We start from the raw sequence: 14,261 nt of genomic DNA on the forward strand, positions 1-14,261 counted from the left end.
TTGTTGGTTTGAAATTCTTATTCCCGGGTCTCTTCCGGGCGGTATTCGATAATGTCTCCCGGCTGGCAGTCCAGTTCGCGGCAGATCGCTTCGAGCGTCGAAAAGCGGATGGCCTTGGCCTTCCCGTTTTTCAGGATCGAGAGGTTGGCGGGCGTGATGTCGACCCGTTCGGCCAGTTCGCCGAGCGACATCTTGCGTTTGGCCATCATTACGTCTATGTTGATGATTATCGCCATAAATTCCTCCCCCTCATTTTGTGTGTTCGTATCGTTTGCATGTCGTCCCTTATATTAAATGGTGTATTTCTGCTCCTCGCTCAGGTTTTGGCCGATGGCAAAGACCTCGGCGGCGAAAAGGATCAGAATACCCATGATAATCATGGCGTAAGAGATGTGAAATCCCGTATTCACGCTGTAACCGCTTCCGGCCAGCAACTCGGCTGCGCGGCTGTTCATGGCCCAGTTCACGGTGTCGCTGATGAGCTCGGCGAGGATGGTCAGCAGGCCGATGGTGCGCAGGTACCAGACGTTCCGTTTGTCGAGCGTGCGCTCCTCGCGGATCGAACGGCGCAGCGAGTGGATGATGACGAACATCAGCACGATGATGCCCAGGTAGAGCAGCGGTACGAGCATAACCAATGCGTAAAGCCATGCGCTGCCGCCCACCGAGCGGAATGCCAGTGCCAGCACCGAACTGCCGGGGGCGTCCTGCTCGACGACCATCCCCAGCCGTTTGATGCTTGCGCTGATCTTCATGCCGGGCGCAGCCTCGACCTCGACGGTGTTTTCGGGCTGTCCCGTGATCTGAATGTCGCTCAGCATGTAGATCATGCGGGGAATCCCCGATTTCCAGTTTTCGGCGATGTCGTTACCCATCTCGACGCCTTCGGCCGCACCCCGTGTGAAATTGGGCAGGATGCCGTGTGCGATGCTTGCCACGAGCACGATGAAGAACGTGATGTAGATGACCAGCAGGCGTTGCAGGAGCGATTTCTTATTTTGCATCTCTCTTTCTTTTGGTTTTTACTGATGCAAATATACCATTTATTTTCGAAAAACAAATAATATTTATCGTTTTTCGATAATTATTTTCGTTTTTCATCTTTTCGGATTTTCGCACGGATGGTTTTTTCGTTATACAATTCCGTATATATATGCCAAAAGCGTCCAACGGCTCCTCCTAACCGTTTTCGTATAGCCAAGGGGCTCAAATGACCACGAAACGGGTGCGAGAGCGGGGATAACGGTAGTCCGAATGTGTTAACTTTGTTCTGCCGATATGATCGAAACGGACCGGAATCGGCAACAACTCCGAGAAATCTTCATTAATCCTTAAAAAACTTACAAAATGAAAAATCTGTTTTTGGCCGCGGCTGTTGCCGTATTGGCCTGCACGGGCTGCACAACCGGGGACGAGGGCGCCATTCCGATCCCTCCCCAAGAGAATCCGGTGAACTTCTCCACCGAGATAGCTGCCGTCACGCGTACCGCGCCTAATGAAAAGGCGAATTTTGCAAACGGAGATAAATTCAGCGTCACGGCCACGCAGGCTTTGGGAGCTGCCGCTGCAACGTCCTGGATGGATAACCTCGTCCTGACAAAAAGCGTGGAGGGCACATGGAGCGCCGGGGACTCCTATTTCTTCATGAAAGGCTACAAATACAGCTTTGCGGCCTATTCGCCCACGGAGACCGTGCTCACGATGACTGATCCCGGTGCGGTGCCCTATACCGTAGTCGAAACCCTCGCCGACCAGAAAGACCTGCTGTATGCCGTTGCATCCAAGGATTTCACGACGGAGGCGGTGACTGCGACCGTGGCGTTTACGTTCAACCATGCCCTCACGCAGGTAAGGTTCTCGGCCAAAACCGCGAAAGACTATTCGGCCTTTTACACCGTGACGATGAAGAATATCGCCCTCAAAGGTGTCAATTCGCAGGGAACTCTGAATTTCAGCGATGGCAGTTGGACATTGGCATCGCCTGCCGCTCCGCTGGATTACTCGGTCGATTATGACAAGGTCCTGAGCTCGGCGGAGGCAGAGATGACCACTGCGGGGAATGATGTGCTGATGCTGATTCCGCAGGACCCTACGGGGGCTGAAAAACTGGTGGTGACGTTCGATGTTGCCGCTGTCTCCGGTAAGGGCGATCCGACGCTGGCAGGAACCGGGAAGACGCTCAAACTCGATATACCGTCAAAGGTCTGGACGAGCGGTTATGCTTATACGTATCAGATTACGCTGAATCTGGACGGAACCTTCGGATGGACCGCTTCCGATATCGCCGACCCTACGATCAGTCCGTGGAAGGACGGCGATAAGATTCCGGTGAATAATTAAGACGGACCGGTTCCGGAATAACAAGGGCCGCATCCATCGGATGCGGCCCTTTGCTTTTGCACGGCGGGGAAATTACGCCACGTTGTCCTTCAGCTGCTTCCAGTACGAAGCGCTGATGGCCATGCCGACCGACATGACGATCACGATCAGAGCGAACATCACGACGAAGGTGATGAAGCCGACGTTGATCATGCCGCAGATTGCGCTGAAGATCAGCATGACGATGGCGGCGGCGACGCCGAATACGAGTGCCACGGCGAACATCGTCCATTTGCTGCCGTAGGTGGCGTCGTTCGATGCGCGGATGGCCTCGATCGGGTTCTTGCCCTTCTCGATCAGGAAGTAGTAGGCCAGCGACCAGGCGAGCGAAAGCACGATGCCGGGGACGAACATGAAGAGGAAGGCGATGTAGGTCGGAATGACCATCAGGCCCATGGTGATGAGAAATTCACCCATGTAACGGCGGTACTTGCTGTCGAAGATGCCCAGCGGGTTGATCACTTCGCCTTTGGCCAGCTGCGTCGGCAGCAGGGTGATGGCGATAAAGGTGCCGATGTTGATGTAGGGAATCCAGATCGTGACCAAAAACAGGGCGACGGCCGCAATGACCGAAGGTGCGTTTTTCACGCCGATCGTGATGGCGTCTTTGAAAGTTTCCGAGAAATCGAGTTTCTTCATTTCCATAATAAATAATTTTTAAGGATTAGCGTCGTCTACAAAAGTAGGAAAAAATTCGTATATTTGCCTGCATAAACGCTAAAATACAGGCGAATGGCAGAAAAATCACGCTATAATTACCGGGTCGAACCCCAGGATGTGGATTTCACACTGCGGGCGACGATTCCTTCGCTGGGAGGTGCGATCCTCAACACGGCGGGCATCGACGCCCACGGCAAAGGTTTCGGCGTCGATGCGCTGAATGCCGACAACCACTCGTGGGTGCTTTCGCGCATGGCCGTGGAGTTCGATTACCAGCCCGTGCAGTACACCGATTATGAAGTTGCGACGTGGATCAGCGACTACGGGCGTGTGCTTTCGACGCGTAATTTCACGCTGACCGACACGGCTTCGGGACGCGAATTCGGCCGCGCCGTGACGCAGTGGGCTATGATCGACCTGCAAAGCCGTTCGGCGATGGACCTTTCGTGGGTGGGCGACGCCCATGCCGACGCCGTCGTTGACGCCGCGCCCCCGACGGACAAGCCGCGTAAGATTCGCGAGGTCAATCCCTCGGAGACCGTCGAGCACCGCGTAGTATACAGCGACATCGATTTCAACCGCCATGTCAACACCATGCGCTATATCGAAATGATGCTCGACATGCTTCCCGTCGAGACGCTGACCCGGGAGTCCCCCGTGCGGCTGGACATTCATTTCCTGAAGGAGTGCCGTTTCGGGCAGACGTTGACGGTGGGGTGTGAGCAGCGGGAGCATTCGGCGTTGTTCGAGATTTCGGCCGACGGCGGACCGGCGGCCGTGCGTGCCTCTATCGAATGGAAATAGGTCCGGGCGGCGTGTTGCGCCGGGGGCTTGTGGAACGGGTTTTGCAGCTATGGCGGCAAAACCTTTTTCATTATGGAAAGCGCGACTAAAACACAAACACAGAACAAGTATCAGGTGAGCATCGACCTGCTGAACGATGCCGTGGGCAAGGAGATCGCAACCTCGCTGCAATACATGTATTTCCACACTCATTTCGAGGATGACCGCTATCAGTACCTCTCGAAGATCATGCGCGAGATATCGATCGCCGAGATGCGCCATATCGAGGAGTTCTCCGACCGCATTCTGTTCTTGCAGGGCGACGTGGACATGAACGCTTCGTTCCGCACCAAGCAGGTCACCGAAGCCAAGGAGATGCTGCGTATGGCCATGCAACTGGAGCAGAGTACGATCGACAGTTACAACGAGGCTTCGCGCATGGCCGCCGAGCACAAGGACGCCGTGACGCACAAGATGTTTCAGGACATCATCGCCGAGGAGGAGCAGCACCTCGATACGTTCCGCACCGAGTTGCAAAACCTGCTGGATTACGGCGAGGAGTATCTGGCCTTGCAGTCGGCCGCCGGCAGCAAACACACGTCGAAGAGCTTCGGCCATCCGGGCGGCGGCGAATAGCCGGTGCCGTAACGGCACTTTTAGGAAGCCGGACCGTTTTACAGGGACGGATGCAATTCAGTTTTGCATCCGTCCCGGCATTTTCATATCTTTGGCGTCGTTACGACGCTTTTAGGAGGCCGGAAGGTTTTGCCGGACCGGATGCGGTTCGGTTTTGGCGCAGGCCGACTTTTTACTATCTTTGGCGTCGTTACGACGCTTTTAGGAGGCTGGAAGGTATTGCCGGACCGGATGCGGTTCGGTTTTGGCGCAGGCCGACTTTTTACTATCTTTGGCGTCGTTACGACGCTTTTAGGAGGCTGGAAGGTATTGCCGGACCGGATGCGGTTCGGTTTTGGCGCAGGCCGACTTTTTACTATCTTTGTATATATGAAAATAACGATTTTAGGACCTGCGCATCCCTACCGGGGCGGCCTGGCGTCGATCATGGAGATCATGGCCCGCACCTTCCAGCAGCGGGGCAGCGAGGTCGATATCAAAACCTTTACGTTGCAATACCCCTCGCTGCTGTTTCCCGGCGAGAGTCAGACGGTCGATACGCCGCCGCCCGCCGACCTGCGCATCTGCCGGTGCGTCAACACAATGAATCCCCTGAACTGGGTGCGCGTCGGCCGCCGGATCCGGCGCGAGCGTCCCGATTTCGTGCTGATGAAATACTGGACGCCCTTCATGGCGCCCTGCTTCGGCACCATCGCCCGGCTGGCCCGCGGCAACGGCCACACGAAAGTGCTGTGCCAGATCGACAATGTCGAACCCCACGAGCATCACCTGACCGACAAACTCTTCAACCGTTATTACCTGCATTCGGTGGATGGTTTCGTCTATATGTCCGAACAGGTCCGCAGCGAGTTGAAGACCTATACCGACGCTCCGGCGCTGTTCTCCCCGCACCCGCTGTTCGAGAATTTCGGCGAACGGGTCGCTCGCTCCGAGGCGTGCGTGCGACTGGGACTGGACCCAGCGAACCGCTATGTGCTCTTTTTCGGGCTGATCCGCGACTACAAGGGGCTGGATCTGCTGCTCGAGGCATGGGCGCGGCTCAAACGTGCCGGGCAGACCGAAGGACGCCGGCTGATCGTGGCGGGAGAGTTCTACACGGCGCGGGAGCCTTACTTGAAACAGATTGCCGACAACGGCCTGCAGGACGAGGTGCTGCTGCATGACCGCTTCATTCCCGACGACGAGGTGAAATATTACTTTTCGGCGGCCGATTTCGTCGTCCAGCCCTATAAAACAGCCACACAGAGCGGTGTGACGCAGATCGCCTATCAGTTCTGCGTGCCGATGGTCGTCACGAAGGTCGGGGGACTGGCCGAGATCGTGCCCGACGGCCGGGTGGGATATGTCTGCAAACCCACGGCGGAAGGAGTCGCCGATGCGATCGAACGGATGTACGCGGGCGACACCCTGCTGCGCTTTCGGGAAAACTGCGTCGGGGAGCGTCGCCGCTTCTCGTGGGAGGAGATGTGCAACCGCATTGCGGAGCTCTACGAAAAAGTCGCTGCCGGACGGTGATAAAACCGGGAGCAGCCCGGCATTGCCGGGCTGCTCCTCTTCTTCATTTATTCGGGTGTAGCTTGGGCTACTTCTTAATATTGGGCAGTTCCAGCCCGTATTTCTTTTTCCGGTCCTCGGCTTTGAGCCAGATTCCCAGCAGCATGGCCAGCACGCCGCATGCGACGAAGATCAGCATCGGGCGCGTGTAGTCATAGGGTGTTCCTGCGGCCCGGTTGGCATTGAAATATTTGAGTGCGAATCCGAAGAGCATCGGGAAGAGGCACAGGCCGATGTTCTGAATCCAGAAGATCAGCGAATAGGCCGAACCCAGATAGCGTGTCTCGACGATCTTGGGGACCGAAGGCCAGAGTGCCGCCGGAACCAGCGAGAAAGAGATGCCGAGCAGGACGATCGAACCGTAGGCGATGGGTTTGCTCGGGAATTCCGGGAGCACGAACGCGAAGGTCAGGTGGCAGACGATCATCAGCACCGCGCCGAGAATGAGCATCGTGGCGCCCTTGCCCTTATGGTCGAGGTAACGGCCCAGGAACGGGGTGATGGCCGCCGCACCCATCGGGAACCAGCGGAAGATGTCGGCGGCGGTCTGCGCCGAGACTCCGAGGTTGCTCTCCAGCATGTTCGTGGCGAAGCGCTGGAAGGGGAAGATGGCCGAATAGTAGAGTACGCAGAGGAACGCGATGATCCAGAACACCTTGCTGCTCAGGATGAATTTCAGGTCGCTGATTTTGAACTCCTCCTCGCTGCCGCCTCCGCCCCGGCTGTTGAGGCCCAGTTGTTTGTCCAGCTTGCGGTCCATGACCGAGAAGATCACGAAGGTCAGCAGGCCGATCAGCAGCAGCACGGTGCAGAACGCCACGGGGCGCACGACCGTTGCGGGAGCCATGTCGGCCAGCCAGGGCGAGATCGAGAAGATCGCGAAGACGCCGACGCGCGCAATGGCCATTTCGAGTCCCATGGCCAGGGCCATCTCCTTGCCTTCGAACCATTTGGCGATGGCTTTCGAGACGGTGATGCCGGCCATTTCCATACCGCAGCCGAAGATCATGAAGCCCAGCGACGCCAGTTTGGCCGATGCGGGGAACGAGGTCCACCACGAGCCGAGCCACATTTCGATACCCGAACCCGCGAACGAGTCGCTCACGGCGTAGTATTTCAGACAGGCTCCGACGAACATCAGCGATGCCGACAGCTGGCCGGTGAACCGCACGCCCATCTTGTCGAGGATGATGCCCGCGAGAATGAGGAATCCGAAGACGTTGAGGATGAATTCCGAACTGCCGTACATGCCGAACACGTCGGGGGTCCACCCGCGCTGCGCCTCGATCATGCTCTGGAGCGGCGACATGAGATCGACGAACATGTAGCCGAAAAACATCGTGGATGCGATGAGCAACAACGCCGTCCATCGAGCTACGGGCGAGTCGTTGAGTTTGCGTTGGATAGTTTCTACCATTATTTGTTTGTTTGAGTTAGTTCTCCAGTTGTGCGTAACGCTTCAGCACCTCGTAGGCTTCGAGGATTCCCAGTTCTCCGGCCTTTGAGATATCGAGACAGCCCTTGCGGGTGTCCTTCATGAATATCTGGATGATACCGCGGTTGTAGTACGCCTCGGCGAATGCGGGGTTCAGCTCGATGGCTTTCGAATAGTCCTCGTAAGCCTCCGGCAGACTGCCCGAAAGGGCCAGCAGGTTGGCGCGGTTGTAGTAGGCGTAGGCGAAGTCGGGGAAGAGTTTGACGGCCTTGTTCAGGTCGGCCACGGCCTCGTCGTAGCTGTACGTGCGTTTCGAATTGTTGTTCAGCCGGTTGGCGGGGTCCGAGTCGATCGTGATCCGCTGGTACGAGTTGTCGATCGACGAGATGAAGTCGATCATCTCGGCGCGTGTCGTCGAGCGGTTCAGATAGAGGAACGGATTCGACGGATTGAGCTCGATGGCCGACGAATAGGTGTTCACCGAGTTGGTGTACTGTTTGATGAGCGACTGCGTGATGCCGCGCTCGAAGAGCACCGTCCACGAGGGGTTGCTGGCATTGAGTTCCTGCACATACTGCTTGTCGAGCATCACGAGCGAGTCGGCCGGGATGTTGCTTTCGCGGCACGAGAGGGTGAGATACTCGTTGTCGATACGCTTGCGGAAATCCTCCACACGCTGCAAATGATAGCGTGTGACGGCCGGCACCGTATCGGCGTGCATCAGCGTGAATTTGAACAGCGGCAGGAGGCGCATCTCCTCACGGCCGCCGTTGTGGCCCGTGATGCGGTCGAAGCTGCCGCCCGCGAACTTGCTGTCGAACGACAGCAGGCGGTCGAAGCGCTGGGTGGTGTCGGCGTAGATCGAATAGGTGCTGTCGCTCAGGCGCGAACGGTACTCGGCGATCTTCTTCTGGGCGATCGCGCGGTCGGACTTGGCCCCCTGCGGGTCGTTCAGGTATTCGCGCAGGCGTCCGCGGTAGATGTAGGCGTTGGCGAAATCGGGGTAGAGTTTGATGGCCGCCGAGTAGTCCGCCACGGCCTGCTCGATTTCACCCAGCTGGGCATAGACGCCCGCCCGGTTGTAGTAAACCAGCACGTTGTTGGGCGAGTAGAGCGCCACCTTGTCGTAATCCTCCAAAGCGCGGTTGTAGTCGCCGATCTGCGTGCGCAGCATGGCGCGGTTGAAATAGGTCAGCGAATTGGTCGAATCCAGCTGGATCACCTTGTCGAAATCCGCGAGCGCCTGCATCGGGCGGTTGGTGGCGTTGTAGACCAGCGCGCGGTTGAAATAGGAGAGCACATAGGTGGAATCGCACGAGATGGCCTTGTTGAAATCCGCTTCGGCCTCCTTGTACTGTTCCTGCTGCAGATGCAGTCCTCCGCGGCGGTTGTAGCCGTTGGGGTTCTCGCGGTTGGTGCGGATCGCGGTGTTGAAATTCTCGTAGGCCCGGGTGGTGTCTTTCAGGTGCAGGTAGCTGAGGCCCCGGCAGATGAATGCGTCGGCGACCTTGTTCTCCTGGCGGATGAACTTGTCGAAATCCTCGATCGCCTCTTTGAACTGCTGGTTCAGCAGGCGCGTCACGCCGCGGCTGTAATAGGGTCCCGGCAGGTCGGGACGCAGCTCGATCGCCTCGCGGAAGTCCTGCAGGGCGTCGTCGTAGTTGCCCAGCCGCGAACGGGTGATGGCCCGGTAGGTGTAGGCCTGCGTGTAGACGGGATTCAGCCGGATGGCGGTCGAGAAATCGGCCTCGGCGCCCAGCAAATCGTCGAGGTTGTATTTGGCGATGCCGCGCAGGAAATAGCCTTCGAAGGCGTCCTCGTCGAAGCGCAGCAGGGTGTTCAGGGTGCGGATGGCCTCCTGGTAGTCGTTGTTCATCATCGACGAACGGCCCATCCAGAAGAAATACTCCCGGTTGTACTGTGCGCGCGCCTTCATGCCGCACAGCAGGGCGGCTCCCAGTATGATTCCGAAGATGAATTTCCGCATGTCCGAATTTTCGTTTACGCTTTAAACGGCCTTTTTGTTCGATTTATTATTCCTGCTCGTATCCGAATCGGCGCAGCTGGCGCTCGTTGTTGCGCCAGTCGTCGCTGACTTTGACGAAAAGCTGCAGGAAGACCTTCTTGCCGAGGAACTGTTCCATGTCCTCCCGGGCCGTCTGGCCAACTCGTTTCAGTTTTTCGCCCTTGTGGCCGATCAGGATTCCCTTCTGCGAGTCGCGGGCCACGTAGATCGTCGCCGCGATGCGGTCGATGGCCGGTTCTTCCTTGTAGCTGTCGATTTCGATCTCACAGCAGTAGGGGATCTCCTTGTCGTAGAATTTGAGGATCTTTTCGCGGATGATCTCCGAAGCGAAGAAACGCAGTGTTTTGTCCGTGAGCGTGTCCTTGGGGTAGAACGCCGGGCCTTCGGGCAGCAGTTCGAGGATGATTTTGAACACCCCTTCGACGTTGAAATTCTCCTTGGCCGACACCGGGACGATCCGTGCCCCGGGAATCTCGGCCTGCCATTTGTCGACCAGCGCGTCCAGCGCTTCGGGCGTCGAGAGGTCGATTTTGTTGATGACCACGATCGTCGGGATGCCGCTCTGGTTGATGCGCTCGACGATTTCGGCCGAACGGTCGCTCCGTTCGACGGTGTCCGTCACATAGAGGATCACGTCGGCGTCGGTCACGGCTCCGGTCACGAACTTCATCATCGACTCCTGCAACTTGTACGAGGGCTTCAGTATGCCCGGCGTGTCGGAGTAGACGATCTGGAAATCCTCGCCCGAGACGATGCCCATGATGCGGTGGCGCGTGGTCTGCGCCTTGGAGGTGATGATCGAAAGCCGTTCGCCGACCAGTGCGTTCATCAGCGTCGATTTGCCCACATTGGGGTTGCCGATGATATTTACGAAGCCCGATTTATGCATTGGAATATGCTGTTTTGAGCAACAAAGATAGGTTTTTTATCGAATTTATCCTATATTTGCTCAACAATATACCAAAATCGAGCTGCCTATGGAACGATAGAAACTTTTGATTTTTAATGCCGCCACGGCGGCAACGACATATATAAGCGCATCGGCTTTTCTTCTTGCCTTCGAAACTTGGACACTTTCGGCAATAGTAAGGAATTAAAGTTGATGCTCGTGCTGTTTTACGGCGCGGGCATTTCTTTCATCTTACTATTAGGTAGTCCAAGACCTCGAAGGCGGATGAACGATTTTGTCCGCGTTTTTTATGTTCTTATATGAAGAATAGGTTCAAATAAAAAAATGAAAATGAAAGAAACATTTATTGTCGCTATTCTCGTTGTTACTGTCATTGCCACTATTGCATTGATTGTAAATGCCACCAATACAATATCTTATACTTTATTCGGACGCATAGACGGCATTGTATCTGTTGTTCCTGTTGTCGGAGTGATGTTTGCCATCCTATTGGCCGTTATTCCGGATAAAGAAAATAGAGGGGACTGAACGGTTTAAAGAAGACATGAAAAAAGGAGTACTTTCGGGGTACTCCTTTTTTGGGATTCGATGTAATTCGGATTTACCGCCTCATCATGCCGCCCGGCATCTTGGGCATCTTCAGGTTGCCGCCGGCGACGGTCTTCATCATCTTGCGCGTGTCCTCGAACTGCTTCATCAGGCGGTTCACGTCGGCCATCGTCGTGCCCGAACCCTTGGCGATGCGTTCGCGGCGGCGGGCGTTGATGATCTCGGGACGCTCGCGCTCCGCCGGGGTCATCGACGAAATGATCGCCTCGGTCTGCTTGAACACGTCGTCCGGAATATCCACGTTTTTGAGCATCTTGCCCATGCCCGGAAGCATCGACGCCAGGTCCTTGAGGTTGCCCATCTTCTTGATCTGCTGAATCTGGGAGATGAAGTCGTTGAAGTTGAACTGATTCTTAACCAGCTTCTTTTTCAGTTTGCGGGCCTCCTCCTCGTCGAACTGCTCCTGCGCACGCTCCACGAGCGACACGACGTCGCCCATGCCCAGGATACGGTCGGCCATACGTTCGGGATGGAATACCTGCAGGGCGTCCATCTTCTCGCCGCTCGAAATGAATTTGAGGGGCTTGTTGACCACCGAACGGATCGAAATGGCGGCACCGCCGCGGGTGTCGCCGTCGAGTTTCGTGAGGACCACGCCGTCGAAATCCAACCGTTCGTTGAACTCCTTGGCGGTGTTCACGGCGTCCTGACCCGTCATGGCGTCCACGACGAAGAGGGTTTCGGACGGTTTCACGGCGGCTTTGATGGCGGTGATCTCCTGCATCATCGCCTCGTCCACGGCCAGACGTCCCGCCGTATCGACGATCACCACATTGCAGTTGTTCTGACGGGCGTATTTGATACCGTTCTCGGCGATCTGCACCGGGTTCTTGTTGCCCTCCTCGGTGTAGACCTCCACACCGATCTGTCCGCCGAGCACTTTCAGCTGGTCGATGGCCGCGGGACGGTAAACGTCGCCGGCCACCAGCAACACCTGACGGCCCTTCTTGCTTTTGAGCATCGCGGCCAGCTTGCCCGAGAAGGTGGTCTTACCCGAACCCTGCAGACCCGCGATCAGGATCACGGCCGGCGTGCCTTCCAGTTTGATGTCCGTGGCCGTGCCGCCCATGAGCTCCGCCAGCTCGTCGCGCACGATCTTGGTCATCATCTGCCCCGGTTTGACGGCTTTGAGCACGTCCTGACCCAACGCTTTCTGCTTCACCTCGTCGGTGAAAGACTTGGCTACCTTGTAGTTGACGTCGGCGTCGATCAGCGCGCGGCGAATCTCTTTGAGCGTCTCCGCGATGTTGATCTCGGTGATGCGGCCCTCGCCCTTGAGGATTTTAAACGACCGTTCGAGTTTATCTGTTAAGTTTTCAAACATGGTTGTTATGGCTTGTTTCGGGGAACAAAGGTAATAAAAAACGGGAAAATGCCGCAAATTTGCGGCGTAACTTTCAACGGAGCAGACCGGCTTCGTAATAAATGACGATTTGCTCGATCATTTTGTCCTCGCCGTCCTTGTCGTACTGCGATTTGAGGTCCTGGCCGAAGATTTTCGAGATGCCCTGCCAGAATCCCGCCACGAAGCCGCCCCGGAACTCTTTCAGCACCTCGTAGGCGGTGTATTCCGTTTCGCGGTCGATGAGTTTCAGCAATACCCGGCCCTGGGTGCGGGTCATGCGCTTCAGCACGGGGGTGTATTCGTCTTTTATCTCGTGGTAAATCTGTTTGATATACTCCTTCTGGGCCTTCTTGGTCGGCAGACGGGTCAGTTCCGCCTCCATCGTAGCCATCTTGGCGCGGGCGATCTTGGCAATGGGGTAGACCTTCTTCACGGCGTCCACCAGCCGGCGATAACGCCGCAGGTCCACCGGACGGCTGAAGACATAGACCGGCAGCACGTGGACCAGCGGGATCGAATCGCCCTTTTCAACCGCCCATTCCTGATGCCAGAAGCCGTGTCCGCCTTGCGCCTGCGCTTCGGAAAGCGCGGCGAACAGGGCAAGGAACAGCAGGAAGGCCCATTTTTTCATGATCGGCGAATTTTGCTTATCTTTGGCAAAGATAATCATATTCCGTAAACGAAATTCAGACGCAGGATATTATGCTTGAGAAAGGACTTTCCGCCCGCAGCGCCGCGACCGTGGTTCCGGGCAATACGGCCGCCGCGATGGGTTCGGGCGACCTCGATGTTTTCGCCACGCCCGCGATGGTGGCGCTGATGGAGAACGCCGCGATGACGGCCGTGGCTTCCGAACTGCCCGAAGGTTCGACCACCGTCGGCGCCGAGATGAACGTCACGCACATCAAACCCTCGGGACTCGGGGCGGAGATCACCGCCACGGCCGTGCTGACCGAGGTCGAGGGCCGTAAGCTGACCTTCAACGTCGGTGCCCGCGACGCCGGGGGGATGATCGGCGAGGGTGTCCACATCCGTTACGTCGTGGACCGCGCGAAGTTCATGGCCAAACTCGGCTGACCGTGGAACAGTCCGCGCCCCGACCGCTGAAACGTTCGCGGCTGCGCCTCTGGTGCGGCCGTCTTTGGTACACGTTCCTGCGCTATGGAATGTGGTACTTCGGCGGACTGCGCTTCGCCCGGAAAGCCTCGGCTCCGGGGTGTCCCCACCTGCATTTTCGCCACCGCACGCCGCTCCTGCGCAAGCTGAAAGACGTGGACATGCAATACCAGTACAACAAGATCACCAACCTCCGCCTGGCCGCCGCACACCTCGACGGCGTGGTCCTGCGCCCCGGCGAAACGTTCAGCTATTGGCGGCTGATTGGGCATCCGACACGCCGCAAGGGGTATCTCGACGGGATCGTTCTTTTCTGCGGGACTTTCCGTCCGGGAGTCGGAGGCGGGTTGTGCCAGTTGTCGAACCTGATCTTCTGGATGACGCTCCACACGCCCCTGACCGTCGTGGAACGCTACCGCCACTCCTATGACGTATTTCCCGACAGCGGCCGCACGCAGCCTTTCGGCAGCGGAGCCACGTGTGTCTATCCCTACCGCGACCTGATGATCCGCAACGACACGCAGACCACTTTCCGGCTCCACGTCACCGTGGGTGAGGAGTTCCTCGAAGGGGAGTGGCGGGCCGACCGGCGTCCGGAGTTCGCCTACCGCGTCGTCGAGCGCGACCACTGCATGAAGAGCGAATGGTGGGGCGGTTACAGCCGCCATAACAAACTTTTCCGCGAAGTCTACGATACCGAGGGACGTTGTGTCGACGTACAGTATATTACCAGCAACGACGCGCTGATGATGTACTCGCCGTTCCTCTCCGAAACGACCGGAAAGCCGTAACACAAAGAAGCGGGGCT

15 protein-coding genes are annotated in these 14,261 nt (G+C 57.1%); 7 read left to right on the plus strand and 8 right to left on the minus strand.

The window, feature by feature from the left end; genetic code table 11:
• Window positions 1-17: 17 nt before the first annotated feature.
• Both BLU78_RS00340 and BLU78_RS00345 read right to left on the minus strand, forming a co-directional pair.
• On the minus strand, window positions 18-236 hold the full coding sequence (locus BLU78_RS00340) for a helix-turn-helix domain-containing protein (protein ID WP_010258688.1): 219 nt from the start codon (window positions 234-236) through the stop codon (window positions 18-20).
• Between the two features lie 54 nt (window positions 237-290).
• Window positions 291-1,004, minus strand: coding sequence for a DUF2975 domain-containing protein (locus BLU78_RS00345; RefSeq protein WP_010258691.1), 714 nt, complete (start codon window positions 1,002-1,004; stop codon window positions 291-293).
• Between the two features lie 343 nt (window positions 1,005-1,347).
• On the opposite strand from BLU78_RS00345, the gene BLU78_RS00350 reads away from it, so the two are divergent.
• The gene (locus tag BLU78_RS00350; protein WP_010258694.1) at window positions 1,348-2,340 is read left to right on the plus strand and encodes a fimbrillin family protein; all 993 of its coding nucleotides are present in this window, start codon (window positions 1,348-1,350) and stop codon (window positions 2,338-2,340) included.
• 72 nt (window positions 2,341-2,412) lie between these two features.
• Here the strand turns inward: BLU78_RS00350 and BLU78_RS00355 are convergent, their stop codons facing one another.
• The gene (locus tag BLU78_RS00355; RefSeq protein WP_010258697.1) at window positions 2,413-3,024 is read right to left on the minus strand and encodes a hypothetical protein; all 612 of its coding nucleotides are present in this window, start codon (window positions 3,022-3,024) and stop codon (window positions 2,413-2,415) included.
• 87 nt (window positions 3,025-3,111) lie between these two features.
• Here BLU78_RS00355 and BLU78_RS00360 point away from each other — a divergent pair, with 87 nt between their 5' ends.
• From BLU78_RS00360 to BLU78_RS00370, 3 genes are all read left to right on the plus strand, one after another.
• Entirely contained in the window at window positions 3,112-3,843 is a 732-nt protein-coding gene (locus tag BLU78_RS00360) for an acyl-[acyl-carrier-protein] thioesterase (protein WP_010258701.1), read from the plus strand.
• A 72-nt stretch (window positions 3,844-3,915) separates the two neighbouring features.
• Window positions 3,916-4,458 (plus strand): ferritin-like domain-containing protein, encoded by a 543-nt coding sequence (locus BLU78_RS00365; protein WP_010258704.1) that lies wholly within the window; start codon window positions 3,916-3,918, stop codon window positions 4,456-4,458.
• A gap of 369 nt (window positions 4,459-4,827) precedes the next feature.
• Window positions 4,828-5,973, plus strand: a complete 1,146-nt coding sequence (locus BLU78_RS00370) for a glycosyltransferase (protein WP_010258707.1) — start codon at window positions 4,828-4,830, stop codon at window positions 5,971-5,973.
• A gap of 67 nt (window positions 5,974-6,040) precedes the next feature.
• On the opposite strand, the gene BLU78_RS00375 is transcribed toward BLU78_RS00370, so the two are convergent.
• The 3 genes from BLU78_RS00375 to era are packed head-to-tail and all read right to left on the minus strand — an operon-like array spanning window position 6,041 to window position 10,362.
• Window positions 6,041-7,429 (minus strand): MFS transporter, encoded by a 1,389-nt coding sequence (locus tag BLU78_RS00375; protein WP_026020549.1) that lies wholly within the window; start codon window positions 7,427-7,429, stop codon window positions 6,041-6,043.
• Between the two features lie 16 nt (window positions 7,430-7,445).
• A complete protein-coding gene (locus BLU78_RS00380) occupies window positions 7,446-9,434 on the minus strand; it encodes a tetratricopeptide repeat protein (protein ID WP_010258712.1) in 1,989 nt (662 codons plus the stop codon).
• Between the two features lie 46 nt (window positions 9,435-9,480).
• Window positions 9,481-10,362, minus strand: coding sequence for a GTPase Era (era, locus tag BLU78_RS00385; RefSeq protein WP_010258716.1), 882 nt, complete (start codon window positions 10,360-10,362; stop codon window positions 9,481-9,483).
• 351 nt (window positions 10,363-10,713) lie between these two features.
• Between era and BLU78_RS00390 the strand changes: the two genes are divergently transcribed.
• Window positions 10,714-10,911 carry a hypothetical protein gene (locus BLU78_RS00390; RefSeq protein WP_010258718.1) on the plus strand — a complete coding sequence of 66 codons (198 nt, stop codon included), beginning with the start codon at window positions 10,714-10,716 and terminating at the stop codon, window positions 10,909-10,911.
• A gap of 73 nt (window positions 10,912-10,984) precedes the next feature.
• Here the strand turns inward: BLU78_RS00390 and ffh are convergent, their stop codons facing one another.
• Together ffh and BLU78_RS00400 are read right to left on the minus strand one after the other, a co-directional pair.
• On the minus strand, window positions 10,985-12,316 hold the full coding sequence (ffh, locus tag BLU78_RS00395) for a signal recognition particle protein (protein ID WP_010258723.1): 1,332 nt from the start codon (window positions 12,314-12,316) through the stop codon (window positions 10,985-10,987).
• A gap of 73 nt (window positions 12,317-12,389) precedes the next feature.
• Complete coding sequence (locus tag BLU78_RS00400) at window positions 12,390-12,968, minus strand: DUF4294 domain-containing protein (RefSeq protein WP_026020550.1); 579 nt, start codon at window positions 12,966-12,968, stop codon at window positions 12,390-12,392.
• 71 nt (window positions 12,969-13,039) lie between these two features.
• Between BLU78_RS00400 and BLU78_RS00405 the strand changes: the two genes are divergently transcribed.
• Entirely contained in the window at window positions 13,040-13,414 is a 375-nt protein-coding gene (locus BLU78_RS00405) for a thioesterase family protein (RefSeq protein WP_010258729.1), read from the plus strand.
• Window positions 13,415-13,416: 2 nt separating this feature from the next.
• On the plus strand, window positions 13,417-14,244 hold the full coding sequence (locus BLU78_RS00410) for a VanW family protein (protein ID WP_010258737.1): 828 nt from the start codon (window positions 13,417-13,419) through the stop codon (window positions 14,242-14,244).
• Window positions 14,245-14,261 lie beyond the last annotated feature (17 nt).

This window comes from Alistipes timonensis JC136 (assembly GCF_900107675.1).
GTDB classification, from domain to species: Bacteria; Bacteroidota; Bacteroidia; order Bacteroidales; family Rikenellaceae; genus Alistipes; species Alistipes timonensis.

What these genes read in the sequence shown, in the direction of transcription:
- BLU78_RS00365 (WP_010258704.1), top strand. Translation starts at nt 3,916, where the DNA reads ATGGAAAGCGCGACTAAAACACAAACACAGAACAAGTATCAGGTGAGC.
- BLU78_RS00345 (WP_010258691.1), bottom strand. Translation starts at nt 1,004, where the DNA reads ATGCAAAATAAGAAATCGCTCCTGCAACGCCTGCTGGTCATCTACATC.
- BLU78_RS00400 (WP_026020550.1), bottom strand. Translation starts at nt 12,968, where the DNA reads ATGAAAAAATGGGCCTTCCTGCTGTTCCTTGCCCTGTTCGCCGCGCTT.
- BLU78_RS00380 (WP_010258712.1), bottom strand. Translation starts at nt 9,434, where the DNA reads ATGCGGAAATTCATCTTCGGAATCATACTGGGAGCCGCCCTGCTGTGC.
- BLU78_RS00360 (WP_010258701.1), top strand. Translation starts at nt 3,112, where the DNA reads ATGGCAGAAAAATCACGCTATAATTACCGGGTCGAACCCCAGGATGTG.
- era (WP_010258716.1), bottom strand. Translation starts at nt 10,362, where the DNA reads ATGCATAAATCGGGCTTCGTAAATATCATCGGCAACCCCAATGTGGGC.
- BLU78_RS00370 (WP_010258707.1), top strand. Translation starts at nt 4,828, where the DNA reads ATGAAAATAACGATTTTAGGACCTGCGCATCCCTACCGGGGCGGCCTG.
- BLU78_RS00390 (WP_010258718.1), top strand. Translation starts at nt 10,714, where the DNA reads ATGAAAGAAACATTTATTGTCGCTATTCTCGTTGTTACTGTCATTGCC.
- BLU78_RS00340 (WP_010258688.1), bottom strand. Translation starts at nt 236, where the DNA reads ATGGCGATAATCATCAACATAGACGTAATGATGGCCAAACGCAAGATG.
- ffh (WP_010258723.1), bottom strand. Translation starts at nt 12,316, where the DNA reads ATGTTTGAAAACTTAACAGATAAACTCGAACGGTCGTTTAAAATCCTC.
- BLU78_RS00350 (WP_010258694.1), top strand. Translation starts at nt 1,348, where the DNA reads ATGAAAAATCTGTTTTTGGCCGCGGCTGTTGCCGTATTGGCCTGCACG.
- BLU78_RS00375 (WP_026020549.1), bottom strand. Translation starts at nt 7,429, where the DNA reads ATGGTAGAAACTATCCAACGCAAACTCAACGACTCGCCCGTAGCTCGA.
- BLU78_RS00355 (WP_010258697.1), bottom strand. Translation starts at nt 3,024, where the DNA reads ATGGAAATGAAGAAACTCGATTTCTCGGAAACTTTCAAAGACGCCATC.
- BLU78_RS00405 (WP_010258729.1), top strand. Translation starts at nt 13,040, where the DNA reads ATGCTTGAGAAAGGACTTTCCGCCCGCAGCGCCGCGACCGTGGTTCCG.